This window comes from Caldimonas sp. KR1-144, assembly GCF_049446155.1.
Lineage (GTDB): Bacteria > Pseudomonadota > Gammaproteobacteria > Burkholderiales > Burkholderiaceae_C > Rivibacter.
On record NZ_JBMSEE010000002.1, the window covers coordinates 127,757 to 152,012 of the forward strand.

The following is a 24,256-nucleotide window of genomic DNA, read 5'->3' on the forward strand; positions in this document are numbered from 1 at the left end:
TGCGGTTGTCCGGCGCCGCTGTGCCAGACTTCGCTGTTTCGCCTCCGACCCACCGCCTCGCTTTCATGGCCCTCAAATCCACCGTCTTCAAGGCGGAGCTCCAGATCGCCGACATGGACCGCGGCCACTACGGCACGCACGCGGTCACGCTGGCGCGCCATCCGTCGGAGAACGACGAGCGGCTGATGGTGCGCCTGCTCGCCTACGCGCTGCACGCCAGCGACGACGAGCCCGCGCTGGCCTTCGCCAACGGCATGACCGAGATGGACGAGCCCGACCTCTGGCGCAAGAACTACGCCGACGAGATCGAGCTGTGGGTCGATGTCGGCCTGCCCGACGAGAAATGGCTGCGCAAGGCCAGCCATCGCACGCGCGAGCAGGTGCTCTACGTCTACGGCCGCACCGGCGAGACCTGGTGGCAGGCCAACCGTGGGCCGATCGAGCGCCTGCAGGGCTTGCGCGTGATGCAGCTCGAGCCCGAGCAGACGGCCGCGCTCGCGGCCATGGCCGAACGGAGCATGCGCCTGAGCTTCACGATCCAGGACGGCCACATCTTCGTCGCCGGCGACGCCGGCTCGGTCGAGGTGACGCCCAGGGAAATCAAGGCCGCGCAGGTTCGCTGAGCGCTCCTACACTGCCAGGCCGTGGAAACCAAGTGGCTTGAGGACTTCGTGAGCCTGGCCGAGACGCGCAGCTTCTCGCGCTCGGCGCAGCTGCGCCACGTCACGCAGCCGGCCTTCTCGCGCCGAATCCAGGCGCTCGAAGCCTGGGCCGGCACCGACCTCGTCGACCGCAGCTCCTACCCGACGCGCCTCACGCCGGCCGGCGAGACCTTGCACGGGCAGGCGCTGGAGATCCTGGGCGCGCTGCAGGTCGCGCGCAACCTGCTGCGCGGCCATCGCGCGGTGGGGCAGGACATGATCGAGTTCGCCGCGCCGCACAACCTGGCGTTCGCGTTCTTCCCGCACTGGGTCATGGAGCTCAAGCGGCGCTTCGGGCCGATCAAGAGCCGGCTCACGGCCATGAACGTGCACGACGCGGTGCTGCGTCTGGCCGAAGGCGGCTGCGACCTCTTGATCGCCTACCACCACCCGGCGCAGCCGCTGCAGCTGTCGACCGAGCGCTACGAATGGCTGAGCCTGGGCGAGGAGCGCATCTCGGCCTATGCCAAGGCCGGGCCCGACGGCGAGCCGATGTTCCGGCTGCCCGGGCGCAGCAGCGAGCGCCTGCCCTTCCTCGGCTATGCGGCCGGCGCCTACCTGGGCCAGATGGTCGACCTGATCATCAAGCAGGCCGAGCAGCCCTTGCCGCTCGAGCCGATCTACGAGACCGACATGGCCGAGGGCCTCAAGGCCATGGCGCTGGAAGGCCACGGCCTGGCCTTCCTGCCGGCCAGCGCGGTGCGCAAGGAGCTACGCCAGCGCCTGCTGGTGCCGGCCGCGCCGGGCGGCCAGCTTGAGCTGACGATCGACCTGCGCATCTACCGCGAGCGCCCGGAGACCGCGCGCCACGCCAAGCCGGGGGCCCTCGCGCTATGGGAGCACCTGCGCGAGCAGGCGCGTTCCATGCTTGAAGCACAATCCGCCGCGCGATGACAGGGATCACCCCGTCCACCCGCTCGAAGGTTCGCCCGTCTCGGGTACATTGCGCCCCAGTTTTCTCTGACCCCATCCCACAAGGAGCCCGTATGTCGACGATCAACAAGTCGCTCGCCGTCCTCGCTGCCGCGCTCGTCGCGGCCGGTGCGGCCCATGCCCAGGCCACCGACACGCTGGCCAAAGTCAAGGCCAGCGGCAAGATCACGATGGGCGTGCGCGAGTCGTCGTCGCCGCTGTCGTACACGCTGGGCGGCGGCAAGTTCGCCGGCTACCACGTCGAGCTGTGCGAGAAGATCGTGTCCGACATCCGCAAGCAGCTCGGGCTGTCGAGCATCTCGATCGACTACACGCCGGTCACCTCGCAGAACCGCATCCCGCTGGTGCAAAACGGCACCGTCGACCTCGAGTGCGGCTCGACCACCAACAACGCCGCGCGCCAGCAGCAGGTGGCCTTCGGCCTGACGACCTACATCACCGAAGTGCGCACCGCGGTGAACAAGGCCTCGGGCATCAACTCGATCAGCCAGCTCAACGGCAAGAACGTCGTCACCACCACCGGCACGACCTCGGTGCAGACGCTGCGCAAGCACGAGCGCGCCGCCGGCGTGAACTTCAACGAGGTCTACGGCAAGGACCACGCCGACTCGTTCCTGATCCTCGAGTCGGGCCGCGCCGACGCCTTCGTGATGGACGACAACATCCTGGCCGGCAACATTGCCAACGCCAAGAACCCGGCCGACTTCAAGATCGTCGGCGAGGTGCTGTCGGTCGAGCCGATCGCGGTGATGTTCCGCAAGGACGACGCGGCGTTCAAGAAGGCGGTCGACGACTCGATCCGCAACATGATGAAGAGCGGCGACCTCGCCAAGCTCTACGCGAAGTGGTTCACCTCGCCGATCCCGCCGAAGAACGTGAACGTCAACCTGCCGATGGGCGAGACGCTCAAGGCCGCGATCGCGAACCCCAACGACAACCCGATGGAAGCCTACGCCAAGAAGTAAGGCGGCTTCCTCGCTCCCGGGCCCACCTGCCGAGGTGGGCCCTTTTGTTTTTTCCCGACCGGCACCGGACGGCGCGGTGCGGCCCGATTGACAAGGCCCCTGGCGGCCATGTCCACTGCGGCCCACCGGCCCGGCCGGCACGGCATTCGCTTAAGTCGAAGTCATTTGCTTCTGGAGGGAGGGCGCGCTGCGCCCCGGCCCGGAGACACGCATGGCATATCAATGGGACTGGCAGGTGTTCTGCAAGGACACCATCGACGGCACGCCCGTCGCGGGCTGCTTGGGGAAGGGGGCTGACAGCACCACCTACCTCGACTGGCTGTTCTCGGCCTGGGGCTGGACGCTGTCGGTGGCGGTGTGCGCGTGGTTCGTCGCGCTGCTGATCGGTGCCTTGATGGGCACGCTGCGCACCGCGCCGAACCGCAAGCTGCAGCTGCTCGGCAACGTGTGGGTGGAGGTGTTTCGCAACATCCCGCTGCTGGTGCAGCTGTTCGTCTGGTACCACGTGGTGCCGGCCCTGCTGCCCTTCATGCGCAGCGTGCCGCCCTTTGTGCTGGTGGTGTTCGGACTGGGCTTCTTCACGTCGGCGCGCGTCGCAGAGCAGGTGCGCGCAGGCATCCAGAGCCTGCCGCGCGGGCAGATGATGGCCGGCTCGGCGATGGGCCTGACGGTGCCGCAGACCTATCGCTTCGTGGTCCTGCCGATGGCGTTTCGCATCGTCTTGCCGCCTTTGACCAGCGAGGCGATGAACATCATCAAGAACTCGTCGGTGGCGTTCGCGGTGAGCATCGCCGAGATGACGCAGTTCGCGATGCAGGCGCAGGAGGAGACCTCGCGCGGCATCGAGGTCTACCTGGCCGTCACCGGCCTTTACATCGTCTCGGCGCTGGTGGTCAACCGGATCATGGCCTTCATCGAGAAGCGCGTGCGCGTCCCCGGCTACGTGGGAGGCGGCAAGTGAGCAATTTCGATTTCAGCTTCTACAGCTGGGCGCTGATCCAGGACTTCGTCCTCAAGGGTTTCTTCTTCAGCATCCAGCTGACCATCATCGCGATGGTCGGCGGCATCCTGATCGGCACGGTGCTGGCGATGATGCGGCTGTCGGGCATCAAGCTGCTCGAGGTGCCGGCGACGATCTACGTCAACGGCCTGCGCTCGATCCCGCTGGTGATGGTGATCCTGTGGTTCTACCTGCTGATCCCCTTCATCACCGGCCAGGCCATCGGCAAGGAGCTCTCGGCCATCATCACCTTCACGATCTTCGAGGCGGCCTACTACTCGGAGATCATGCGCGCGGGCATTCAGAGCATTCCGCGCGGCCAGGTGTTCGCCGGCCAGGCCGTGGGCCTGAGCTACGGCCAGAACATGCGCTTCGTGATCCTGCCGCAGGCGTTCCGCAACATGCTGCCGGTGCTGCTGACGCAGACCATCATCCTGTTCCAGGACACCTCGCTGGTCTACGCGATCGGCGCCTACGACCTGCTCAAGGGCTTCGAGGTCGCCGGCAAGAACAACGGCCGCCCGATCGAGGCCTACCTCGCGGCCGCCGTCGTCTACTTCGTGATCTGCTTCGCGCTGTCGCAGCTCGTCAAGAGGCTGCAGAAGAAGATCGCCATCATCCGCTGAAAGCAAAGAAATCCCGAACCGGAGCACATCAACATGCCCGCGATGATCGAACTCAATAACGTCAGCAAGTGGTACGGCAGCTTCCAGGTGCTGACCGACTGCACTACCAGCGTCAACAAGGGCGAGGTGGTGGTGGTCTGCGGCCCCTCGGGCTCGGGCAAGTCGACGCTGATCAAGACCGTCAACGCGCTGGAACCGATCCAGAAGGGCGACATCAAGGTCGACGGCATCTCGATCTGCGACGCCAAGACCGACCTGCCCAAGCTGCGCTCGCGCGTGGGCATGGTGTTCCAGCACTTCGAGCTGTTCCCGCACCTGTCGGTGACCGAGAACCTGACGCTGGCGCAGATCAAGGTGCTGGGCCGCAGCAAGGACGAAGCGATCAAGCGCGGCCTCAAGATGCTCGACCGCGTCGGTCTGATGGCGCACAAGGACAAGTTCCCCGGCCAGCTCTCCGGCGGCCAGCAGCAGCGCGTGGCGATCGCGCGCGCGCTGAGCATGGACCCGATCGTGATGCTGTTCGACGAGCCGACCTCGGCGCTCGACCCGGAAATGGTCGGCGAGGTGCTCGACGTGATGGTGCAGCTGGCCCACGAAGGCATGACCATGATGTGCGTGACGCACGAAATGGGCTTCGCCAAGAAGGTCAGCCACCGCGTGGTCTTCATGGACCAGGGCAAGATCATCGAGGACTGCAAGAAGGAAGACTTCTTTGGCAACCCGGACGCCCGGTCGCCGCGGGCGAAGGACTTCCTCTCCAAGATCCTCCAGCACTGAGCCCCCACGCTCACTGCGTTCGCTGCCCCCCGAGGGGGCCCTTGCTGCGGACCGGCAAAGCCGGATCCGCGCAAGTCCTGGGGCCGGCGCTGTGCGCCGGCTGACGCAGAATCCGGGAATGGCCTCCCCGGACTCCCTGACCCTCACCCGTCCCGACGACTGGCACCTGCACTTGCGCGACGGCGCTGCGCTGGCCGCGGTGCTGCCGCACACGGCCGCGCAGTTCGCGCGCGCGATCGTGATGCCCAACCTCAAGCCGCCGGTCACCACGGCGGCGCAGGCGCTGACCTATCGCGAGCGCATCCTCGCGGCGCGGCCGAAAGAGGGGCCGGGCAGCGGCTTTGCGCCGCTGATGACGCTCTACCTGACCGACAACACGCCGCCCGACGAGATCCGTCGCGCCAAGGACGCGGGCGTCGTCGCGCTCAAGCTCTATCCGGCCGGCGCCACGACCAACAGCGACGCCGGCGTCACCGACCTGCGCAAGTGCTATCGCACGCTCGAGGCGATGCAGCGCGAGGGCCTGCTGTTCCTGGTGCACGGCGAGGTCACCGACCCGGACATCGACTTGTTCGACCGCGAGGCGGTGTTCGTCGAGCGCCAGATGATCCCGCTGCGCCGCGACTTCCCCGAACTCAAGGTCGTGTTCGAGCACATCACGACGCGCGAGGGCGCGCAGTACGTGGCCGAGGCCGGGCGCTTCACTGCGGCCACCGTGACGCCGCAGCACCTGCTCTACAACCGCAACGCCATCTTCACCGGCGGCCTGCGCCCGCATTACTACTGCCTGCCCGTGCTCAAGAGCGAGGAGCATCGCCTCGCGCTGGTGGCCGCCGTCGCCAGCGGCAGCGACCGCTTCTTCCTCGGCACCGACAGCGCGCCGCACGCGGCGCAGTTCAAGGAGCATGCCGCCGGCCACGCGGGCTGCTACACGGCGTTGTCGGCGCTGGAGCTCTATGCCGAGGCCTTCGAGGCGGCCGGTGCGCTCGACAAGCTCGAGGCCTTCGCCAGCTTCCACGGCCCCGACTTCTACGGCCTGCCGCGCAACACCGGCACCGTGACGCTGCGGCGCGAGAACTGGACCCTGCCCGAGACCGTGCCGTTCGGCGACGCGACGCTCAAGCCACTGCGCGGCGGCGAGACGCTGCGCTGGCGTCTCGTGAACTGACCTGGAGCCGACGACGATGGACGACGACTGGATCCGCACCGCGCTCTTGATCGACGCGGACAACGTCAACGTCGAGGTCGTCGCCGAAGTGATCCGCCGGCTCGAGTCGGGCGGCGTGCGCCGCCTGCAGCACCGTCGCGCCTACGGCAGCCTGCAGAAGGCCCAGGAGTTCGCCGCGCTGTGCCAGCAGCATGCGATCCGATTCGTCTGCACCACTTACGCCGGCACCAACGGTACCGACATCGCGCTGGCGATCGACGCGGTGGAGCTGGCGATCAACGAGCCGTACGACGACGCGGCCATCGTCACCTCCGACTGCGACTTCCTGCCGCTGGTGGTGCGCCTGCGCGAACTGGGCTGCCGCGTGATCGGCTTCGGCCAGGAGGGCAAGACCGCGCGCGACCTGAAGGACTACCTGCGCGTCTACGACGAGTTCTCGGTCGTCGCGACGAGCGCGGCGGCCAAGGCGGTGAAGACGACTGCGCGCAAGCAGACCGCGCGCGCGCAGCCGCCCAAGCCGGCGGGCGCGAGCGTGGCCATCCTTCACCCGCCGCTCGACGAGGAGCTGCGTCGCATCCTCGAGGCCGTGCCGGCGCTGATGGAAGGCCAGAAGGTCGAACTCGGCACTGCCGCTTCGCTGCTGCGCGCGGCCGGCCTGCTGGCACGCAATGCGCCGTCGACCAAGCTGTTCAAGAAGTACCCGGAGCGCTTCGAGCTCACGCCGACCCGGCAGCCGAACAAGGTGCTCTACAAGGCCCGCTGAAGACCCAGCCACTGAAGGAGACCGCGATGATCAAGGTCAGCGTGATGTACCCCAACACGCCCGGCGCCCGTTTCGACCACGCCTACTACCGCGACAAGCACATGCCGCTGGTCGCCGCGCGCATGGGCGCCCAGCTGAAGTCCTACACGGTCGACAAGGGCCTGGCCGGCGGCACGCCCGACGCGCCGCCGACCTACGTGGCGATGTGCCACCTGTTCTGCGACTCGGTCGAGTCCTTCAACGCCGGCTTCGGCCCGCACGCGAAGGAGATCCTCGGCGACATCGCGAACTACACCGACCTGCAGCCGCAGATCCAGATCAGCGAAGTCGTCAAAGGCTGAGTCGAGGCGCCTATTCCACCGGCAAGAAGCCGTCGATCGACAGGTAGCGCTCGCCGGTGTCGTAGTTGAAGCCCAGCACCCGCGCGCCGGCCGGCAGCTTGGGCAGGTGCTGCGCGATCGCCGCCAGCGTCGCGCCCGAGGAGATGCCGACCAGCAGGCCTTCCTCGCGCGCGCAGCGGCGTGCCATGTCCTTGGCCGCCTCGGCCTCGACGGTGATCACGCCGTCGAGCAGGCTCGTGTCCAGGTTGCGCGGGATGAAGCCCGCGCCGATGCCCTGGATCGGGTGCGGCGACGGGCTGCCGCCGCTGATCACCGGGCTCGCGGCCGGCTCGACGGCGTAGACCTTGAGCCGCGGCCACCGGGCCTTGAGCACCTGTGCGCAGCCCGTGATGTGGCCGCCGGTGCCCACGCCGGTGATCAGCGCATCGAGCCCGTCGGGAAAATCGGCGGCGATCTCCTGCGCGGTGGTGCGCACGTGGACGTCGATGTTGGCCGGGTTTTCGAATTGCTGCGGGATCCACGCGCCGGGCGTTTGCGCCTGCAGTTCCTCGGCGCGCGCGATCGCGCCCTTCATGCCCTTTTCGCGCGGCGTCAGCACGAAGGTCGCGCCGTAGGCCAGCATCAGGCGGCGGCGCTCGACGCTCATGCTCTCGGGCATCACCAGCACCAGCTTGTAGCCCTTGACCGCGGCCACCATCGCGAGGCCGACGCCGGTGTTGCCCGAGGTCGGCTCGATGATCGTGCCGCCGGCCTTCAGCAGGCCGTCGCGCTCGGCCGCCTCGATCATCGACAAGGCGATGCGGTCCTTGATCGATCCGCCGGGGTTCGAGCGCTCGGACTTCACCCACACTTCGTGCGACGCGCCGAACAGCCGGTTGATGCGGATGTGCGGCGTCGCGCCGATGGTGTCGAGAACGCTTTGGGCTTTCATGTCCGTGAGGCTCCGTGGGTCGGGAGGGTGGGCCGATAATGACGCTCGTGAAGCGGACCAGACCGCCGCTGGCACGATCACCGAAAGGTGGTGCTGGAGGAAGGTCCGGACTGCGCAGGGCAGCGTAGCAGGTAACACCTGTCCACCGCGAGGTGAGGATCAGAGCAACAGAGACGAGTCTTCGGCGCGGCTTTGGCCGGGTCGAGGGGTGAAACGGGCAATCTCTACGCGCAGCAACACCAAATAGGCACACATCGATCCGGCCCGGGGAGTGTGCGGGTAGGTGGCACCGAGCCGCACGGGCGACCGGCGGCCCAGAGGAATGGCGGTCACGCGCGCGGCGTCGCAAGGCGCGGCGCGTGCACAGAATCCGGCCTATCGGTCCGCTTCACACTTTGAACAACAAGGGTCCACAGGCCCAGGATCGATGAACCCCGACGCCCATGACATCTGGCGAGCCCCCAAGTGGGCACTGGCCGTGCTGCTCGCCTGCCTGGGCATGCTGGGGCCGTTCGCGATCGACACCTACCTGCCGGCGTTTTCCGGCATTGCCAGGTCGCTCGACGCGACGCCGCTGCAGATGCAGCAGACGCTGTCGGCGTATCTGTTCGGCTTCGCCTTCATGAGCCTGTTCCACGGCGCGCTGTCCGACAGCTTCGGGCGCCGGCCGGTGGTGCTGTGGGGCATTGCGGTGTTCACGCTGGCCTCGGCCGGCTGCGCGCTGTCGCAGAGCATCGGCCAGCTGGTGTTCTTTCGCGCGCTGCAGGGGCTGTCGACCGGCGCCGGCATCGTCGTCTCGCGCGCGGTGATCCGCGACATGTTCCCGCCCGCCGACGCGCAGCGCGTGATGTCGCAGGTGACGATCTACTTCGGCGTCGCGCCTGCGGTCGCGCCCATCATCGGCGGCTGGCTGTTCGTGCACCTCGGCTGGCATTCGATCTTCTGGTTCCTCACGCTGGTGGGCGCGGCGCTGTGGATCTCGAACTGGCGGCTGCTGCCCGAGACGCTGCACGCCAGCCATCGCCAACCGTTCGAGTTCAAGCACCTGATGGCCGGCTACTGGCAGCTCGGCGGCAGCCTCAAGTTCGTGACGCTGGCCTTCGCCAGCGGCATCCCGTTCAACGGCATGTTCCTGTATGTGCTGTCGGCACCGGTGTTCCTCGGCGAGCACCTGCGGCTCGCGCCGACCGAGTTCTTCTGGTTCTTCATGCTGACCATCAGCGGCATCATGGGCGGCGCCTGGTGGAGCGGGCGCCTGGCCGGCAGGCTGCCTCCCCAGCGTCAGATCCGGCGGGGCTTTCGCATCATGGTCGCGGTGTCGCTCGTCAACGTGGCGCTGAACTTTGCGCTCGAGCCCAGCGCCTGGTGGGCGCTGCCGCCGATCGCGATCTTCGCGTTCGGCTGGGCGCTGATGGTGCCGGTGGTCACGCTGCTGGTGCTGGACCTGCACCCCGAGCGGCGCGGCATGGCGAGCTCGCTGCAGGCTTTCGTCGGCAGCCTGGCCAACGCGCTGGTGGCCGGTGCGATCGCGCCGCTGGTGATGCATTCGACGCGTGCGCTGGCGGTCGCGTCGCTGCTGATGATGGGCATCGGGCTGGTCGCGTGGCTGTGGGTGCGCCCGCGGCTCACGCCCGCGGGCGTCGGTGTCGCCGCGTGAAGGCCGCGCCGCCGCGCTGGGCGCGGCGCTGATCGTCGCGGCGCTCGCGTGGGTTGCGCTGCGCGCCGAGGTCGAGACCGAGTCCGCCGTGCCGGCCGTGCGCGGCTCGTCGTTCCCCTGGTACTTCTCGGACGGGCGCGCCGGGGTCGCCGAGCCGGCGCCGGCAGCCAGCGCCGCGTCGGCGTCACCGGCGGACGACGTGCCTCACTTCGAGGTCTGCGGCTTCGGCCGGCGCGCCTTGCCGCCGGACGAGCCGGCGAGCGCCGCCGGCGCGCTGCCACCGGACGACTGGCCCGAGCTCGAAGCCGCCGCCGCGGTGGCGGCGCAGCGCATGGCCGCGCAGCTGCAAGGCGAAAGCGACGAGCGCTCGCGCGCCATCGGCTTGTGGCTGGCCGACGTGTACGAGCGACTGCTGGGCAAGGGCACGCCATCGCCGGCCGGCGGCGCGCCGCGCGCGGCGCTGGTGGGACTGGCCTTGCGCACGCGCGATGCCGAGGTCTACGCCCGCGCGTGGGCCGCCTGCCATCCCGGCTCGGGGCCGACGAACGCCGATGACGATGGGCACGGCTGCGAGCGCCTGAGCATTGACCAATGGGCGCGGCTCGATCCGGGCAATGCGGTGCCGTGGCTGTGGTCGCTGCAGCGCGCGAGCGCGCAGCATTCGCAGCCCGAGCTGTCCGAGGCGCTGTATCGCCTCGGACAGTCGACGCGCTTCGACGACGGCTTCGGGCGCGCGCCGGCGCAGATCCTCGCGCTCGAGCCGGCGGAACTGCCCAGCGGCCTGCAGGCGCTGGTCGCGGTCTCGGCGAGCGGGATCGAGTCGCTGAACCTGCCCGCGTTCGGCGCGCTGTCGCAGGTCTGCGAACGCGCCGCGCTGGCCGATGCGAACCGCCGCGCGCTGTGCGAAGCGGTCGCCGAACGCCTGGTCGATGCGTCGGGGTCCAAGCTGGCGCTGGCGGTGGGCATCGGCGTCGGCAAGCGCCTGGGCTGGCCGGCCGCGCGCGTGCAAGCGCTGGAGCGGCAGTACCGCGAGGCGGCGCAGGTGCTGCAGGCGCGCGCGCCGCGCGATTTCGCCTCCTGCGAGGGCGTGCCGGCGTTACGCTCGTACTTCCGGAACGTGGCCGCGCACGGCGAACTCGGCGCCGCGCGCGCGGCCATGGCCCTGCCGACGCAGTGAAGCAATGACGAGCGGCCACGCCATTCCCACCGGCCCCGGCCTGGTCGGGGTGGGCCTGCTGCTGCTTGCGCTGGCGGCCGTGGTGTGGCGCATCTCGGAGCGCCCGCTCGCGCGCGTCGAATTGAGCGCGCGCACCGCCGATGCCGTCGCGCTGTGGTCCGTGACCTCGTCGGCCGCGCCGGCGGCGCCGCGCGCGCCGGCGAGGCGCATGCTCGTGCAGGCAGCGGCATCGGGCGAATCGGCCGCGATCGAGGTGTGCGGCTTCGGTCGCCGCGCGCTGGCCGACGGCTCGGCTGCCGCGCAGCAGAACCTGGAGACGGTCTGGCCCGAGCTCGACGGCGCGGTCGCGGCCGCCTCGCTGCAGATCACCGAACGCTTGCGCGCGGACGCCGACGAACGCCGGCGCGCGGTCGGCCTGTGGCTGAGCGACGGCCTCGAGATGCTGGCCGACGATCGCGCGCAGTCGGCGGCGGCCGCGGCCTGCCTGGCGCGCAGCGGCTGCGCGTCGCAGGCCAAGGCGGTCCAGGCCGCGACCGAGGCGGCCTGCACGGGTCGCAGGACCTGCACCAGCGAGGCCCAGGCCGCCGGCGCCGCGACGGCCAGCGCCTGCGCCGCGGCCAGCGGCTGCGCGAACGCCGCGCCGCCCTCCGGCGCGCAGGGCCCGCGCCCGCGCGAGACGCGCGACCTGCTCGCGGCGATGGCCGCGCGCACGCACGACCCGCAGGTCTACGCGCTGGCCTGGAGCGCCTGCACGACGACGCTCGGGCCACGCGCGTCGATGGGCGCGGCGTGCGCGGCGCTGCGCACGGCGCAGTGGTCGCGGCTCGATCCCGACAACGGCCTGCCGTGGCTGGTCGCGCTGGAGCAGGCGGCCGAGCGCGGCCAGGCCGCCGAGTTCGACGACGCGCTGTACCGCCTGGGCCAGGCGCGGCGCATCGAGCAGGGCTTCGGCCGCGCCGCGGCGACCCTGCTGTCGCTGCCGCTGCCCGAGCTGCCCGAGGGCCTGCAGGCGCTGGCCGCGCTCGACGCGATCGGCATCGAGCAGGTCGCTTTGCCCGGCTGGCCGGCGCTTCAGCAGGCCTGCGGCGGCGCACGGCTGGCCGACCCCAACCGCCGCACGCTGTGCCAGGCGGTGGCCGAGCGCCTGGTGCACGATGCCGACACGCAAGGCCTGCTGGGCCTGGGGCTGGCGCTCGGCCGCGAACTCGGCTGGCCGGCCGAGCGACTGGCCGACCTGGAAGCCGAGCGCAAGGACGCGGCCGACGCGCTGACCGCGCAACTGCCCTCCGGCCACCCCACCACCTGCGACGGCGTCGCGGCGCTGCGCAGCCACTTCCAGCGTGTGGCCACGCTCGGCGAGGTCGGCGCGGCGCGCCAGGCGCTGCGCGAACGAAACGCCCAAGCGCGCTGAAGCGAGGATGCGATGCACTACGAACACCTGATCCAGATCAACGACCCCGGCAACCCGCTCGTCGAGCCGATGACGCGCGAGCAGCTGTGGCGCGGCATCGAGCGCCGCGTGCGCGAGCCGCAGCGCTTCGAGCTCGGCCCCGACCGCTGTGAGGTCGTCGAGCAGATCGCGCTGCGCGGCGAAGGCACGCAGCTCGCGCGCACGGTGCACTTCGGCGCGCTGCGCATCGAAGACGAGGTGACGCTCGAGCCGCAGCGCCGCGTGGTCTTCACGCCGCGGCCGCAGCCCGGGCTCGCCGCGGTGCGGCTGGCGATCACCATCGAGGAGCCGGCGCCCGATGCGCTGTTCCTGCGCTTCGCCTACGATTCGCCGCCCGAGCACGACGACCCGCAGACCGACGAGGTGCGCACCCAGGCCTGGCTTGGCAACGACCGCGACATGGTGCGCCAACTGCGCCGCTGGCTGCGCGATGCGACCTTGTGAGGCCGAACCGGAAACGCGCTGGCAACATCGGCTTCACGCGCCGCGGCTAGGCTCGCGGCTTCGCCGGCTCGGCGACAGACAACGGGAGATTCCATGGCACGCAAGATCACGCTTTCGCCTCGCCGACCGGTCAACGCCTCGCGCCGCGGTTTCGTCGTGCTGCTCGGCGCGGTGCCGCTGGCCGGCCTGCTGCCGGGCTGCGGCGGCAGCGGCGACGGCCGCCTGCGCCTGGCCAACGCGAGCATCGCCTATCCGAACGTCGACATCGAGATCAACGACGACGTCGAGCGCACGGGCGTGGCGGCGCAAAGCGTCGACGGCTTCTTCAACGTCGAGATCGACGAGGACAGCCACACGCTGGGCATCCGCTCGGGCAGCACGACGCTGGCCGAGACCAGCCTGGGCATCGACATCGACGAGCGCTGGAGTGCGATCTTCTTCGGCGCCGAGAGCAGCTTCGGCCTCATCGCCTACCAGGAAGACGAGGATCAGCCCGACGACGACGAATTCCGCCTGCGCGCGTTCAATGCCTCGGCCACCGAGACGATCGACGTCTACGTGACCGACGCCGACGCGCTGCTCAGCGCGGTGGCGCCGGCGGTCTCGGGCGCCGCGCAGGAAACGCTGACCGCGTTCGACGACATCGCTTCCGGCACCTGGCGGCTGCGCCTGACCACCGGCGGCAACCGCACCGAAGTTCGGCTGGACACGACCGTCACGCTCGGCGGCGAGCGCGTCGGCACGCTGGTGATCTATCCGTCGACCAGCGGCCTGCTGGTCAACGCGGTGCTGCTGGTCGAGGAGCGCGACGCCATCAGCCTCGTCAACCCGAAGGCGCGGCTGCGCTTCGTCAATGCGCTGGCGTCGAGCACCTCGATCACGCCCACGCTGGACGGCACGGCCAGCGGCTCGACACTGCCGGCGCGCACGGCGGCCTCTTATGTCGAAGCCGACACCGGCGACCGCACGGTCGGTGCGCTGGTCAACGGCTCGAGCTTCACGACCACCGTCACGCTCGCCGGCGCGATCGACGCGACCTGCGCGATCTATGGCGCCGACAGCGCGCCCAAGGTGATCGTGATCGCCGACGACAACCGCGCGCCCACGGTCAGCGGCCAGGCGCGCATCCGGCTCGTGAACCTGGTCGACGGCGGCGGCTCGCTGTCGCTGTCGATCGACCTCGGCAGCGCGGTGCTGACGACCGCGCCCGGCGAGACCTCGGACCACCTGCAGTTCACCGCGATCGACGATGCGCAGATCGACGTGCTCGACGGCAGCGGCCTGAGCGTCGCGACGCTGACCGCGGTCGACCTGCTGGCCGACGCGGTCTACACCGTGTTCGCGATGACCGACGGCAGCACGGTCTCGGCCGTGCTGCGGCGAGACCGCTGACGCACGAGCGCAGGCCCTAGTCGATCGGCCAGGGCATCGACTTCGGCAGCGTTTCGGGCGACGTCGGCGCGGCCGTGGGTGCGGCGCGTGCATCGACCGCGCGCCACCACGGCACCACCGCCTCCAGCCGATGCGGCTCGACCGGCTCGCCCAGGCGCGGCATCAAGAGCGGCGTGCCGCGCTGCGCGCCCAGCGCGAGCAGCGTCTCGGCCGGCTCGTCCCAGGCATGCATCGCCAGGCTGAAGGTGCCCCAGTGGATCGGCAGGAAGGCGCCGCCGCCGAGCAGCGCGTGCGCCTCGAGCGCGTTGCGCGGGCCGAGGTGGATGTCGCCCCACGACGGATGGAAGGCGCCGACCTCGAGCATCACCAGGTCGAACGGCCCGAGCCGCTCGCGGATCTGCGCGTACTGCGTCGTCAGGCCGGTGTCGCCGCTGAAGAACACCGCGTGGCGCGGGGAGCGGATCACCATCGACGACCACAGCGTCGCATTGCGGTCCTTGAGCCCGCGGCCGGAGAAGTGCTGCGATGGCGCCGCGACGATCTCGACCTCGCGGCCCGGCAGCGCGTGGCGCTCCCACCAGTCGATCTCGACGATGCGCTCGGTGGGCACGCCCCAGGCCTCGAGGTGCGCGCCCACGCCGAGCGAAGTGACGAAGGGCACCTGCGTCGCGGCGAGCTCGCGGATCGTCGGGTAGTCGAGATGGTCGTAGTGGTCGTGCGAGATCACCACCACGTCGACCGGCGGCAGCGCGCGCAGCGCCACCGGCACCGGCTGGAAGCGCTTGGGCCCGGCGATGCGCGAAGGCGATGCGCGCGGGCCCCAGACCGGGTCGGTCAGCACGCGCACGCCGTCGATCTCGATCAGCACCGTCGAGTGGCCCAGCCAGGTGGCGCGCAGGCCGCTGCCGGCGGGGCGCGACCAGGCCTCGCGCGGATCGAGCGAGGGCAGCGGACCCATCGGCACGCGCCGCTCGCCGCCGCACAGGAAGTCGCCCAGCGATGGACGCTCGGCCTGCGCGTCGCGCAGCCCCGGCAGCACCGGATGGATGTTGCGAAAGCCATCGCCCGCCCACATCGGCGAGCTGCGCATGCGCTCCAGGCGCAGGCCCCGGGCGCGTTGTCCGAGCGACTTCATGGCGGCGGCGGCAAGCTTGGAAGCGACGCAGCGTAGCAAGCCGCCGGCTCAGCCGCGCGCGTAGTCGATGAAGCCCTTGTTGATGCTCACCAGCTTGCGCGTGAGGCGGTAGACGCCGCCGCCTTCGCGCGTCATCGAGGCGTCGGTGTTGCCCTCGATGGTGACGATGTGGCCGCCCTCGACGCGCTCGACGATGCCGGTGTGCCCCAGGCCGCCGCCGAAGTCCATCACGAACAGCATGCCGGGGCGCAGCAGCGCGGGGTTGCCGGTCGCCGCCTTGGCCGCGATGCGCCGCGCGCCGTGGCCGGGCGCGCGGTTCCAGTGATCCAGGCAGCCGGCAGTGCGGACCATCGGGTTGGCGCGGCCGGTCGCGAGCGCGGCTTCGTCGAAGCACCAGTAGGTGAAGGCGCAGCACCACGCCAGTCCCGGGCGCACGCCGGCACGACGCAGGTAGACGTCGACCTCGGGGCCGCGGTTGCTGTTCTTCGGCACTTCACGCACGCCCTTGGCCGCTTCGGCCGCGGCCACGCACACCACGGCGGCGAGCAAGGCGTCGGCGGCCGCGGCCTCGTGCGGCACGCGGTCGATGCCGAACAGCGCGCCCCAGGTGATCGAGCCGACCTCGCCGTCGGGCTTGAGCGGCTGACCCTCGGCATCGAGGTGGCGAGCCTGGAACAGCTGCACCGCCTGCTTCATGCGCGGCCCGAAGCTCGGCTGGTTGGGGTCGAGCCGGATCGCGTCGATGCCGCGCAGCGCGAGCGCCTTGTTGAGCGCCTGCTTGAGCGCCTTGACGACGCGGGCGTCGGACTCGCCCATCTTGATCACGCGACCGGGATAGCGCATGGCGTGCCCCTTGTTGGCCCTTGTTGGCCCCACAGCCGCGGTGCTATCACTGCGCCTACGATCTCTGAATCCCGAGGCCGCACCCCGCGACGAGGGGAGAGCGCCGGCGCCCCTGTACTTCATGCGCCACTTCCACACCCTATCGCAAGTCCTTATTTTTGAAGCACATTTTCAGTGCATCCGCGTTTGAAATCAGCTGTAAGTGCTTGATTTCATTGAAGAATTTCAGCCGCTGTGCTTGACCCCCAATACCCAGGCCGCTAAAGTGGGAGAAAGTGCACTTTAGTGGGTGATCGTGTCTGTCTTTATGTTCCAAGGGGCTTCGCGCCTCGCGCTGGATGCCAAGGGGCGGCTGACCGTCCCGGCGCGCCATCGCGACGTGATCGCGGCCACCGCGGGCGGGCAGCTCACGCTCACCAAGCATCCGGCCGGCTGCCTGCTGGTGTTCCCGCGCCCGGTCTGGGAAGGCTTTCGCGACAAGGTCGCCGCGCTGCCGATGGCGGCCGAGGGCTGGAAGCGCGTCTTCCTCGGCAATGCCATGGATGTCGAGATCGACGGCGCCTCGCGCCTGCTGGTCTCGCCCGAGCTGCGCGCCGCGGCGGGCCTCGCCAAGGACACGATGCTGCTCGGCATGGGCAGCCACCTCGAGCTGTGGGACGCAGAGCGCTACGCCGCGCATGAGGCGCAGGTGATGGCCCAGGGGCTGCCCGAGGCGCTCCAGGACTTCAGCTTCTGACCCGCCGTGAATCAGGAGCAACCTTGGCAGCACACCACCGTCTTGCTGCACGAGGCGGTCGACGCCCTCGTGACCGCGCCGGACGGGATCTACGTCGACGGCACCTACGGCCGCGGCGGGCACTCGCGCCTGATCCTCTCGAAGCTCGCGCCGCAAGGCCGGCTGATCGCGATCGACCGGGACCCGGACGCGGTCGCCCATGCGAGCTCGGGCGCCACGCGGGTCGACGACCCGCGTTTTCGCATCGAGCACGCGCCGTTCAGCGAGCTGGCCGCGGTGCTCGACCGCCTGGGGATCGAGCGCGTGAACGGCGTGCTGCTGGACATCGGCGTGAGCTCGCCGCAGATCGACAACCCCGCGCGCGGCTTCAGCTTCCGTCACGACGGCCCGCTGGACATGCGCATGGACACCACCCGCGGCGAGAGTGCCGCGGACTTCCTGGCCCGCGCGACGCAGCGCGAGATCGCCGAGGTGATTCGTGACTACGGCGAAGAACGGTTTGCTGTTTCGATTGCAAAGGCGCTTGTGGCTCGCCGCGAGGCAGGGCAGCCTGTTCGCACCACCCGCGAGCTGGCCGAGCTCGTGGCTCGTGCGGTGCGCACCCGCGAAGCGGGCCAGGACCCTGCAACGCGCACGTTTCAAGCCCTTCGGATTCTGGTCAACGCCGAGCTCGAGGAGCTCGAGCAGGCGCTCGAAAGCGCCCTAGAGCGTCTTTCGCCGCAAGGACGCCTGGCCGTGATCGCCTTCCATTCGCTCGAGGACCGCATCGTCAAGAACTTCATCGCGCGCCACAGCCGCGCCGAGATCGACCGCCGCGCGCCGTTCGCGCCGCCGCCGCCGCTGCGCCTGCGCGCGCTCGCGCGTGTGAAGCCCGGCGAGGCCGAGGTGGCGGCGAACCCGCGCGCGCGCTCGGCCATCTTGCGCGTCGCAGAGCGGACGAGCGTGGGCTACGGCGCGGGCACCGGCGAGGGGTTCGCGGCATGACGCGGCTCAACCTCCTGCTGCTGGTGGCGCTGGTCGCCAGCAGCCTCTACCTCGTGCGCGTGTCCTACGAGTCGCGCCGCCTGTTCGCCGAGCTCGACCGCTCGCAGCAGCACGCCGCGGCGATCGAGCACGAGCACGAGCGGCTGCAGCTCGAGCGCCGCGCGCAGGCCACGCCGCTGCGCGTCGAGAAGGTCGCGCGCGAGAAGCTCGCGATGCGCGGCGCGACGCCGGCGGTGACGCAGTACGTCGCGCTCGCCGCCTCGTCGCCGGTGGCGGCCTGGCCGTCGGCCGCGGCGAGCGCGGCCGCTTCCTCGGCCGCGACAGCGGCCTCGGGAGGCCGGCCATGATCCGCCGCCTGTTTGCCCGCAATGAAGCGCCACGTGGGCGCGGCGCGGTCGCGCGCAGCGTGCGCTACGCGACCAGCCCGCTGCTGGCCTCCAAGACGCCGCCGTGGCGCTCGAAGTTCCTCGTCGCCGCGCTCGGCCTGGGCTTCGTGCTGCTGATCGGCCGCGCGGTCTACGTGCAGGTGATCGGCACCGACTTCTACCAGCGCCAGGGCGCCAGCCGCTACGCGCGCACGCTGGAGCTGCCGGCCAACCGCGGGCGCATCATCGACCGCAGCGGCCTGCTGCTCGCATCGAGCGTGCCGGCGCCGACGATCTGGGCCATCCCCAAGGACATCGAGGCCGGCGCGAACCAGAAGCGCGAGCTCGCCAAGCTGCTGGGCATGACGATGGCCGAGCTCGACAAGCGCCTGGGCGAGAACCCGAACTTCGTCTACCTGCGTCGGCAGGTCGACGAGGCCGTGGCGGCGCGCGTCAAGGCCATGGGCCTGAAGGGCGTGCACCAGCTCACCGAATACAAGCGCAAGTACCCCGAGGGCGAAGCGGCGGCGCACGTCGTGGGCTTCACCAATGTCGAGGACCAGGGCCAGGAGGGCATCGAGCTGGCCTTCCAGCGCGAGCTGTCGGGTCGCGACGGCACGCGCCGCGTGATCAAGGACCGACTGGGCCGCGTGGTCGAAGACCTCGGCGAGAGCGTGCAACCGATCGACGGGCGCGACATCGAACTGTCGATCGACACCAAGATCCAGTTCTTCGCCTACCAGCGCATCCGCGACGCCGTGGCCGAACACAACGCCAAGGCGGGCAGCGTGGTGGTGCTCGACGCGCAGACCGGCGAGGTGCTGGCGCTGGCCAACTACCCGAGCTACACGCCCGGCGAGCGCAAGAACCTCTCGGGCGCGCAGCTGCGCAACCGCGCGCTGACCGACACGTTCGAGCCCGGCTCGACGATGAAGCCGTTTACCGTCGCCTTGGCGCTGGAGACCGGGCGCGTGAAGCCGAACACCGTGTTCGACACCTCGCCCGGGCGCATCAGCATCACCGGCAGCACGATCAGCGACGCGCACCCGCACGGCGTGCTGACGGTCGAGCAGATCATCCAGAAGTCGAGCAACGTCGGCACCACCAAGATCGCGATGCAGATGCCTGCGCGCGAGATGTGGGAGATGTTCACCGCGATCGGCCTGGGCCAGAAGCCGCAGATCGAGTTTCCCGGCGCGGTCAGCGGCCGCCTGCGGCCCTACAAGACCTGGCGCCCGATCGAGCAGGCGACGATGAGCTACGGCTACGGCCTCTCGGCGAGCCTCTTGCAGCTCGCGCGCGCCTACACCGTGTTCGCCACCGACGGCGAGCTGCTGCCGGTCACGATCACCAAGGCCGAGCAACCGGTGGGCGGCGTGCGCGTGTTCTCGCCCGAGACCGCCAAGGCCATGCGCCACATGCTGCAGATGGCCGCCGGCGAAGGCGGCACCGGCCCGCTCGCGCAGACCATGGGCTATTCGGTCGGCGGCAAGTCCGGCACCGCCCACAAGCAGGAAGGCAAGGGCTACGCCGACAAGAAGTACCGCAGCTGGTTCGTCGGCCTGTCGCCGATCGACAAGCCGCGCATCATCGTCGCGGTGATGGTCGACGAGCCGGGCAACGGCAAGTACTACGGCGGCACGGTCGCCGCGCCGGTGTTCAGCTCGGTCGTGCAGCAGACGCTGCGCACGATGGGCGTGGCGCCCGATCTTGACGTGAGAACGCAGATCGTCGCGAAGCACGAGTCCGTCGAGGAGAGCTTCTGATGCCGCTCACTCGATTGAAATCTCCCCAGGCCGCCGCGCGCTGGCTGACCGAATGGGTCACCGGCACGCTGCGCACCGACAGCCGCCACGTCAAGCCGGGCGACGCGTTCATCGCCTGGCCCGGCTACGCGAACGATGGCCGCCAGTACGTGCAGGCCGCGCTCGATGCCGGCGCGACCACCTGCCTGGTCGAGAGCGAAGGCGTCGAGGCCTTCGCGTTCACCGACGCGCGCATCGCCGCGCTGCCGCGCCTGAAGGCGGCGACCGGCGCGATCGCGCACGAGGTCTTCGGTCGCCCGAGCGAGCGGCTGCGCGTGATCGCGACCACCGGCACCAACGGCAAGACCTCGACCGCCTGGTGGACCGCGCAGGCGCTCACGCTGCTGGGCCAGCGCTGCGGCGTGATCGGCACGCTGGGCATCGGCGAGCCGCCGGTCGCGGGCCGCGAGGCGCGCATCGCCTTCACCGGCCTCACGACGCCCGATCCGGTCACGCTGCACGCCGCGTTCGCGCGCATGGCCGACGACGGCTTCGTGGCCTGCGCGATGGAGGCCTCGTCGATCGGCATCGTCGAGCACCGGCTCGACGCCTCGCTGGTCGAAGTGGCGCTGTTTACCAACTTCACGCGCGATCACCTCGACTACCACGGCACGATGGAGGCCTACTGGGCCGCCAAGCGCCAGCTGTTCGCGTGGCCGCAGCTCAAGGCCGCCTCGGTCAACGCCGACGACGCGCAAGGCGCGCAGCTCGCCAAGGAGCTCGCCGGCACGCTCGATCTGTGGACCTACGGCGTCAACCGCGACGACGTGCGACTGGCCGCGCGCGACGTCCACTACACCGACACCGGCCTGGCGTTCACGCTGGCCGAGCAGGGCGGCAGCACGGCCGCCGTGCGCACCACGCTGATCGGCGACTACAACGTCTCGAACCTGCTGGCGGTGTTCGGCGGCCTGCGCGCGCTGGGGGTGGAGCTGGCCGAGATGGCCGCGCTCGCGCCGCAGCTGAGCGCGGTGCCCGGGCGCATGCAGCGCGTGCCGGCGGCGGCCGGCCAGCCGCTCGCGGTGGTCGACTACGCGCACACGCCCGACGCGCTCGACAAGGTGCTTGCCGCGCTGCGCTCGCTGTCGAACGCGCGCGGCGGCAAGCTGGTCTGCGTGTTTGGCTGCGGCGGCAACCGCGACGCCAGCAAGCGCCCGCTGATGGGCGCGATCTCCGAGCGCCTCGCCGACCGCAGCGTGATCACCAGCGACAACCCGCGCCACGAGCAGCCGGGCGCGATCCTCGCGGACATCGTCGCCGGCCTCGCGCGGCCGGCCGACGCGCTGGTGCTCGAAGACCGCCGCGAGGCGATCGCGCGTGCGGTGGCCGAGGCCGGTGCGCGCGACGTGGTGCTGATCGCCGGCAAGGGCCACGAGGACTACCAGGACGTCGCCGGCACCAAGCATCCGTTCTCCGACATCGACGAGGCGCAGCGCGCGCTCGCGAGGAGGCCCGCGGCATGATGACGCTCGCCCAGGCCCACGCCCTGCTGCCCGGCAGCACCCTGATCGGCGACGCCGCGACGGCGCTCGCGCGCGTGCACACCGACACGCGCACGCTGCAGCCGGGCGACCTGTTCGTCGCGCTCAAGGGCGAGCGTTTCGACGCGCACGATTTCCTCGCGCAGGCGCGCGCGGCCGGCGCGAGCGCGGCCATCGTCGAGCGCGCGGACGCGCTGGCCGCCGTGCCCGCAATGCCGGGCCTGGTGGTGCCCGACACGCGCCGCGCCCTCGGCACGCTGGCCGCCGGCTGGCGCCAGCTCTACACCGGCCCGCTGGTCGCGGTGACCGGCAGCAACGGCAAGACCACGGTCACGCAGATGCTCGCGAGCATCCTGCGCGCCTGGCAGGGCGACGCGGCGCTGGCGACCGAAGGCAACTTCAACAACGACATCGGCGTGCCGCTGACGCTGCTGCGCCTGCGCCCGCAGCAGCACCGCGCCGCGGTGGTCGAACTGGGCATGAACCATCCGGGCGAGATCGCCGAGCTGGCCGCGATCGCGCGGCCGACGGTCGCGCTGGTCAACAACGCGCAGCGCGAGCACCAGGAGTTCATGGCCAGCGTCGAGGCTGTTGCGCTGGAGAACGGCAGCGTCATCGCCGCGCTGCCGGTCGCCGGCGTCGCGGTGTTCCCGGCCGACGATGCGCACACCGCGACCTGGCAGGGCCTGGCCGGCACGCGCCCGGTGCTGAGCTTCGCGCTCGATCACGACACGGCCGACGTGCGCGGCGAGGCCAGCTGGCAGCTCAACGGCGCGGGCGGCCACTGGGCGCTGCTGATGCGCACGCCGGCGGGCGAGGCGCCGATCGAACTGCGCGTCGCGGGCCGCCACAACGTCAAGAACGCGCTCGCGGCCGCCGCGTGCGCGCTCGCGGCCGGTGCGCCGCTGGCGACCATCGTGCAGGGCCTCGAGGCCTTCGCGCCGGTCAAGGGCCGCTCGCAGATCCGCAGCGTGGGGCTGCACGGCCGCGCGGTCACGCTGATCGACGACAGCTACAACGCCAACCCCGACTCGGTGCGCGCCGCGATCGACGTGCTCGCCGGCCTGCCGGCGCCGCGCTGGCTGGTGCTGGGCGACATGGGCGAGGTCGGCGACCAGGGCCCGGCCTTCCATGCCGAGGTCGGCGCTTATGCGCGCGAGCGCGGCATCGAGCACTGCTGGTGCGCCGGCGCCGCGAGCCGCGAGACCGCCGCGGTCTACGGCCCGACCGCGCTGGCATTCGACAACGCCGCCGCGATCGTTGCGGCGCTGGGCCCGAAGGCCGCGCAGGCTCCGGCCTGCGCCTCGGTGCTCGTCAAGGGATCACGCTTCATGAAGATGGAACAGGTGGTCGCGGCGCTCGCCGCGGCCGAGGGGAACGCCCATGCTGGTTAGCCTCGCGCAGTGGCTCGCGAGCGAGTACCCGGACGCGCTGGGCTTTCTGCGCGTGTTCCAGTACCTCACGTTTCGCGCCGTGATGGCCGCGATGACGGCGCTGCTGCTGGGCATGGTGCTCGGGCCGGTGGTGATCCGCCGCCTGACCGAACTCAAGATCGGCCAGCCGATCCGCGAGTACGGCGTGCAGGAGCACCTCGCCAAGCGCGGCACGCCGACCATGGGCGGCGCGCTGATCCTGCTGGCGATCGCGATCTCGACGCTGCTGTGGTTCGACTGGAGCAACCGCTTCGTCTGGATCGTGATGCTGGTGACCTTCGGCTTCGGCGCGATCGGCTGGGTCGACGACTGGCGCAAGGTCGTCCACAAGGACCCGGAGGGCATGCGCTCGCGCGAGAAGTACTTCTGGCAGTCGGTGATCGGGCTGGTGGCGGCGCTGTACCTCGCGTTCAGCGTTTCCGAGACCTCCAACGCGCGCGTGCTGGAGCTGTTCCTGCGCTGGGTGCAAAGCGGCTTCGCGAACGACCTGCCGCCCAAGGCCGACCTGATCGTGCCGTTCTTCAAGTCGGTGAGCTACCCGCTCGGCGTGTTCGGCTTCATCTTCCTGACCTACATCGTGATCGTCGGCTCGAGCAACGCGGTGAACCTGACCGACGGCCTCGACGGCCTCGCGATCATGCCGGTCGTGATGGTCGGCTCGGCGCTCGGCCTGTTCGCCTACGTGACCGGCAACGCCGTGTTCGCGAACTACCTGCTGCTGCCGCACATTCCCGGCGCCGGCGAGCTGCTGATCTTCTGCGCCGCGATGGCCGGCGCGGGCCTGGCCTTCCTGTGGTTCAACGCCTATCCGGCCGAGGTCTTCATGGGCGATGTCGGCGCGCTCGCGCTCGGCGGCGCGCTCGGCACGATCGCCGTGATCGTGCGCCAGGAGATCGTGCTCGCGATCATGGGCGGCATCTTCGTGCTCGAGGCGCTGTCGGTGATGGTGCAGGTCAGCTGGTTCAAGTGGACCAAGCGGCGCACCGGCACCGGCCAGCGCATCTTGCTGATGGCGCCGCTGCACCACCACTTCGAGAAGAGCGGATGGAAGGAGACGCAGGTCGTCGTCCGCTTCTGGATCATCACCATGCTGCTGTGCCTGATCGGCCTGAGCAGCCTGAAGCTGCGCTGAACCCGGCGCGCAGACGA

At 70.4% G+C, this 24,256-nt stretch carries 24 protein-coding genes and 1 other RNA gene; 22 read left to right on the forward strand and 3 right to left on the reverse strand.

The features are described 5' to 3' along the window. Positions 1–65: 65 nt before the first annotated feature. The 9 genes from ACO2TI_RS04475 (at position 66) to ACO2TI_RS04515 (ending at position 7,274) form a co-directional block, all read left to right on the forward strand. Positions 66–623 (forward strand): YaeQ family protein, encoded by a 558-nt coding sequence (locus ACO2TI_RS04475; protein WP_423282255.1) that lies wholly within the window; start codon positions 66–68, stop codon positions 621–623. Between the two features lie 21 nt (positions 624–644). Further along, the gene (locus tag ACO2TI_RS04480; RefSeq protein WP_423282256.1) at positions 645–1,595 is read left to right on the forward strand and encodes a LysR substrate-binding domain-containing protein; all 951 of its coding nucleotides are present in this window, start codon (positions 645–647) and stop codon (positions 1,593–1,595) included. 92 nt (positions 1,596–1,687) lie between these two features. After that, positions 1,688–2,599 carry an amino acid ABC transporter substrate-binding protein gene (locus ACO2TI_RS04485; protein ID WP_423282257.1) on the forward strand — a complete coding sequence of 304 codons (912 nt, stop codon included), beginning with the start codon at positions 1,688–1,690 and terminating at the stop codon, positions 2,597–2,599. Between the two features lie 211 nt (positions 2,600–2,810). Next, entirely contained in the window at positions 2,811–3,560 is a 750-nt protein-coding gene (locus ACO2TI_RS04490) for an amino acid ABC transporter permease (protein ID WP_423282258.1), read from the forward strand. Next, entirely contained in the window at positions 3,557–4,225 is a 669-nt protein-coding gene (locus ACO2TI_RS04495) for an amino acid ABC transporter permease (RefSeq protein ID WP_423282259.1), read from the forward strand. The genes ACO2TI_RS04490 and ACO2TI_RS04495 overlap by 4 nt, the downstream gene beginning before the upstream one ends. 42 nt (positions 4,226–4,267) lie before the next feature. Further along, the gene (locus ACO2TI_RS04500) at positions 4,268–5,002 is read left to right on the forward strand and encodes an amino acid ABC transporter ATP-binding protein (RefSeq protein ID WP_423283308.1); all 735 of its coding nucleotides are present in this window, start codon (positions 4,268–4,270) and stop codon (positions 5,000–5,002) included. 118 nt (positions 5,003–5,120) lie between these two features. Next, positions 5,121–6,170, forward strand: a complete 1,050-nt coding sequence (pyrC, locus tag ACO2TI_RS04505; RefSeq protein WP_423282261.1) for a dihydroorotase — start codon at positions 5,121–5,123, stop codon at positions 6,168–6,170. Positions 6,171–6,186: 16 nt separating this feature from the next. Next, positions 6,187–6,933, forward strand: a complete 747-nt coding sequence (locus tag ACO2TI_RS04510) for an NYN domain-containing protein (RefSeq protein WP_423282262.1) — start codon at positions 6,187–6,189, stop codon at positions 6,931–6,933. Positions 6,934–6,959: 26 nt separating this feature from the next. Then, entirely contained in the window at positions 6,960–7,274 is a 315-nt protein-coding gene (locus ACO2TI_RS04515) for an EthD family reductase (protein WP_423282263.1), read from the forward strand. A gap of 10 nt (positions 7,275–7,284) precedes the next feature. On the opposite strand, the gene cysK is transcribed toward ACO2TI_RS04515, so the two are convergent. Continuing rightward, positions 7,285–8,205 (reverse strand): cysteine synthase A, encoded by a 921-nt coding sequence (cysK, locus tag ACO2TI_RS04520; protein ID WP_423282265.1) that lies wholly within the window; start codon positions 8,203–8,205, stop codon positions 7,285–7,287. 49 nt (positions 8,206–8,254) lie between these two features. Here cysK and rnpB point away from each other — a divergent pair. From rnpB to ACO2TI_RS04550, 6 genes are all read left to right on the forward strand, one after another. After that, positions 8,255–8,599, forward strand: an RNA gene (rnpB, locus tag ACO2TI_RS04525) — RNase P RNA component class A. 33 nt (positions 8,600–8,632) lie between these two features. Beyond that, a complete protein-coding gene (locus ACO2TI_RS04530; protein ID WP_423282266.1) occupies positions 8,633–9,862 on the forward strand; it encodes a multidrug effflux MFS transporter in 1,230 nt (409 codons plus the stop codon). Continuing rightward, entirely contained in the window at positions 9,849–11,039 is a 1,191-nt protein-coding gene (locus ACO2TI_RS04535; protein WP_423282267.1) for a hypothetical protein, read from the forward strand. Before ACO2TI_RS04530 ends, ACO2TI_RS04535 begins: the two co-directional genes overlap by 14 nt. 4 nt (positions 11,040–11,043) lie before the next feature. Then, positions 11,044–12,450: a hypothetical protein gene (locus ACO2TI_RS04540; protein WP_423282269.1), complete on the forward strand. Its 1,407-nt coding sequence runs from the start codon at positions 11,044–11,046 to the stop codon at positions 12,448–12,450. Positions 12,451–12,462: 12 nt separating this feature from the next. Beyond that, entirely contained in the window at positions 12,463–12,933 is a 471-nt protein-coding gene (locus ACO2TI_RS04545) for an SRPBCC family protein (protein ID WP_423282270.1), read from the forward strand. 93 nt (positions 12,934–13,026) lie between these two features. Further along, positions 13,027–14,325, forward strand: a complete 1,299-nt coding sequence (locus tag ACO2TI_RS04550; RefSeq protein WP_423282272.1) for a DUF4397 domain-containing protein — start codon at positions 13,027–13,029, stop codon at positions 14,323–14,325. Between the two features lie 16 nt (positions 14,326–14,341). Here ACO2TI_RS04550 and ACO2TI_RS04555 read toward each other — a convergent pair whose 3' ends face one another. Continuing rightward, positions 14,342–15,460 carry an MBL fold metallo-hydrolase gene (locus ACO2TI_RS04555; protein WP_423282274.1) on the reverse strand — a complete coding sequence of 373 codons (1,119 nt, stop codon included), beginning with the start codon at positions 15,458–15,460 and terminating at the stop codon, positions 14,342–14,344. Between the two features lie 48 nt (positions 15,461–15,508). Beyond that, positions 15,509–16,303 carry a CHAP domain-containing protein gene (locus ACO2TI_RS04560; protein ID WP_423282275.1) on the reverse strand — a complete coding sequence of 265 codons (795 nt, stop codon included), beginning with the start codon at positions 16,301–16,303 and terminating at the stop codon, positions 15,509–15,511. A gap of 307 nt (positions 16,304–16,610) precedes the next feature. Here ACO2TI_RS04560 and mraZ point away from each other — a divergent pair, with 307 nt between their 5' ends. Genes mraZ through mraY form a run of 7 tightly spaced genes read left to right on the forward strand, consistent with a single transcriptional unit; the run spans position 16,611 to position 24,239 of the window. Then, on the forward strand, positions 16,611–17,039 hold the full coding sequence (gene mraZ / locus ACO2TI_RS04565) for a division/cell wall cluster transcriptional repressor MraZ (protein WP_423282276.1): 429 nt from the start codon (positions 16,611–16,613) through the stop codon (positions 17,037–17,039). Between the two features lie 6 nt (positions 17,040–17,045). Continuing rightward, positions 17,046–18,023 carry a 16S rRNA (cytosine(1402)-N(4))-methyltransferase RsmH gene (gene rsmH, locus ACO2TI_RS04570; RefSeq protein WP_423282277.1) on the forward strand — a complete coding sequence of 326 codons (978 nt, stop codon included), beginning with the start codon at positions 17,046–17,048 and terminating at the stop codon, positions 18,021–18,023. After that, a complete protein-coding gene (gene ftsL, locus ACO2TI_RS04575; protein ID WP_423282278.1) occupies positions 18,020–18,370 on the forward strand; it encodes a cell division protein FtsL in 351 nt (116 codons plus the stop codon). The genes rsmH and ftsL overlap by 4 nt, the downstream gene beginning before the upstream one ends. After that, a complete protein-coding gene (locus ACO2TI_RS04580) occupies positions 18,367–20,154 on the forward strand; it encodes a peptidoglycan D,D-transpeptidase FtsI family protein (RefSeq protein WP_423282279.1) in 1,788 nt (595 codons plus the stop codon). Before ftsL ends, ACO2TI_RS04580 begins: the two co-directional genes overlap by 4 nt. Beyond that, positions 20,154–21,656: a UDP-N-acetylmuramoyl-L-alanyl-D-glutamate--2,6-diaminopimelate ligase gene (locus ACO2TI_RS04585; protein WP_423282281.1), complete on the forward strand. Its 1,503-nt coding sequence runs from the start codon at positions 20,154–20,156 to the stop codon at positions 21,654–21,656. Before ACO2TI_RS04580 ends, ACO2TI_RS04585 begins: the two co-directional genes overlap by 1 nt. Further along, complete coding sequence (locus ACO2TI_RS04590; RefSeq protein WP_423282282.1) at positions 21,653–23,068, forward strand: UDP-N-acetylmuramoyl-tripeptide--D-alanyl-D-alanine ligase; 1,416 nt, start codon at positions 21,653–21,655, stop codon at positions 23,066–23,068. The genes ACO2TI_RS04585 and ACO2TI_RS04590 overlap by 4 nt, the downstream gene beginning before the upstream one ends. After that, positions 23,058–24,239: a phospho-N-acetylmuramoyl-pentapeptide-transferase gene (mraY, locus tag ACO2TI_RS04595; RefSeq protein WP_423282283.1), complete on the forward strand. Its 1,182-nt coding sequence runs from the start codon at positions 23,058–23,060 to the stop codon at positions 24,237–24,239. Before ACO2TI_RS04590 ends, mraY begins: the two co-directional genes overlap by 11 nt. Positions 24,240–24,256 lie beyond the last annotated feature (17 nt).

Coding starts and splice junctions, on each gene's coding strand:
- ACO2TI_RS04475 (WP_423282255.1), top strand. CDS start 66: ATGGCCCTCAAATCCACCGTCTTCAAGGCGGAGCTCCAGATCGCCGAC.
- ACO2TI_RS04485 (WP_423282257.1), top strand. CDS start 1,688: ATGTCGACGATCAACAAGTCGCTCGCCGTCCTCGCTGCCGCGCTCGTC.
- ACO2TI_RS04490 (WP_423282258.1), top strand. CDS start 2,811: ATGGCATATCAATGGGACTGGCAGGTGTTCTGCAAGGACACCATCGAC.
- ACO2TI_RS04500 (WP_423283308.1), top strand. CDS start 4,268: ATGATCGAACTCAATAACGTCAGCAAGTGGTACGGCAGCTTCCAGGTG.
- pyrC (WP_423282261.1), top strand. CDS start 5,121: ATGGCCTCCCCGGACTCCCTGACCCTCACCCGTCCCGACGACTGGCAC.
- ACO2TI_RS04510 (WP_423282262.1), top strand. CDS start 6,187: ATGGACGACGACTGGATCCGCACCGCGCTCTTGATCGACGCGGACAAC.
- ACO2TI_RS04515 (WP_423282263.1), top strand. CDS start 6,960: ATGATCAAGGTCAGCGTGATGTACCCCAACACGCCCGGCGCCCGTTTC.
- cysK (WP_423282265.1), bottom strand. CDS start 8,205: ATGAAAGCCCAAAGCGTTCTCGACACCATCGGCGCGACGCCGCACATC.
- ACO2TI_RS04530 (WP_423282266.1), top strand. CDS start 8,633: ATGAACCCCGACGCCCATGACATCTGGCGAGCCCCCAAGTGGGCACTG.
- ACO2TI_RS04540 (WP_423282269.1), top strand. CDS start 11,044: ATGACGAGCGGCCACGCCATTCCCACCGGCCCCGGCCTGGTCGGGGTG.
- ACO2TI_RS04545 (WP_423282270.1), top strand. CDS start 12,463: ATGCACTACGAACACCTGATCCAGATCAACGACCCCGGCAACCCGCTC.
- ACO2TI_RS04550 (WP_423282272.1), top strand. CDS start 13,027: ATGGCACGCAAGATCACGCTTTCGCCTCGCCGACCGGTCAACGCCTCG.
- ACO2TI_RS04555 (WP_423282274.1), bottom strand. CDS start 15,460: ATGAAGTCGCTCGGACAACGCGCCCGGGGCCTGCGCCTGGAGCGCATG.
- ACO2TI_RS04560 (WP_423282275.1), bottom strand. CDS start 16,303: ATGCGCTATCCCGGTCGCGTGATCAAGATGGGCGAGTCCGACGCCCGC.
- mraZ (WP_423282276.1), top strand. CDS start 16,611: ATGTTCCAAGGGGCTTCGCGCCTCGCGCTGGATGCCAAGGGGCGGCTG.
- ftsL (WP_423282278.1), top strand. CDS start 18,020: ATGACGCGGCTCAACCTCCTGCTGCTGGTGGCGCTGGTCGCCAGCAGC.
- ACO2TI_RS04580 (WP_423282279.1), top strand. CDS start 18,367: ATGATCCGCCGCCTGTTTGCCCGCAATGAAGCGCCACGTGGGCGCGGC.
- ACO2TI_RS04585 (WP_423282281.1), top strand. CDS start 20,154: ATGCCGCTCACTCGATTGAAATCTCCCCAGGCCGCCGCGCGCTGGCTG.
- ACO2TI_RS04590 (WP_423282282.1), top strand. CDS start 21,653: ATGATGACGCTCGCCCAGGCCCACGCCCTGCTGCCCGGCAGCACCCTG.
- mraY (WP_423282283.1), top strand. CDS start 23,058: ATGCTGGTTAGCCTCGCGCAGTGGCTCGCGAGCGAGTACCCGGACGCG.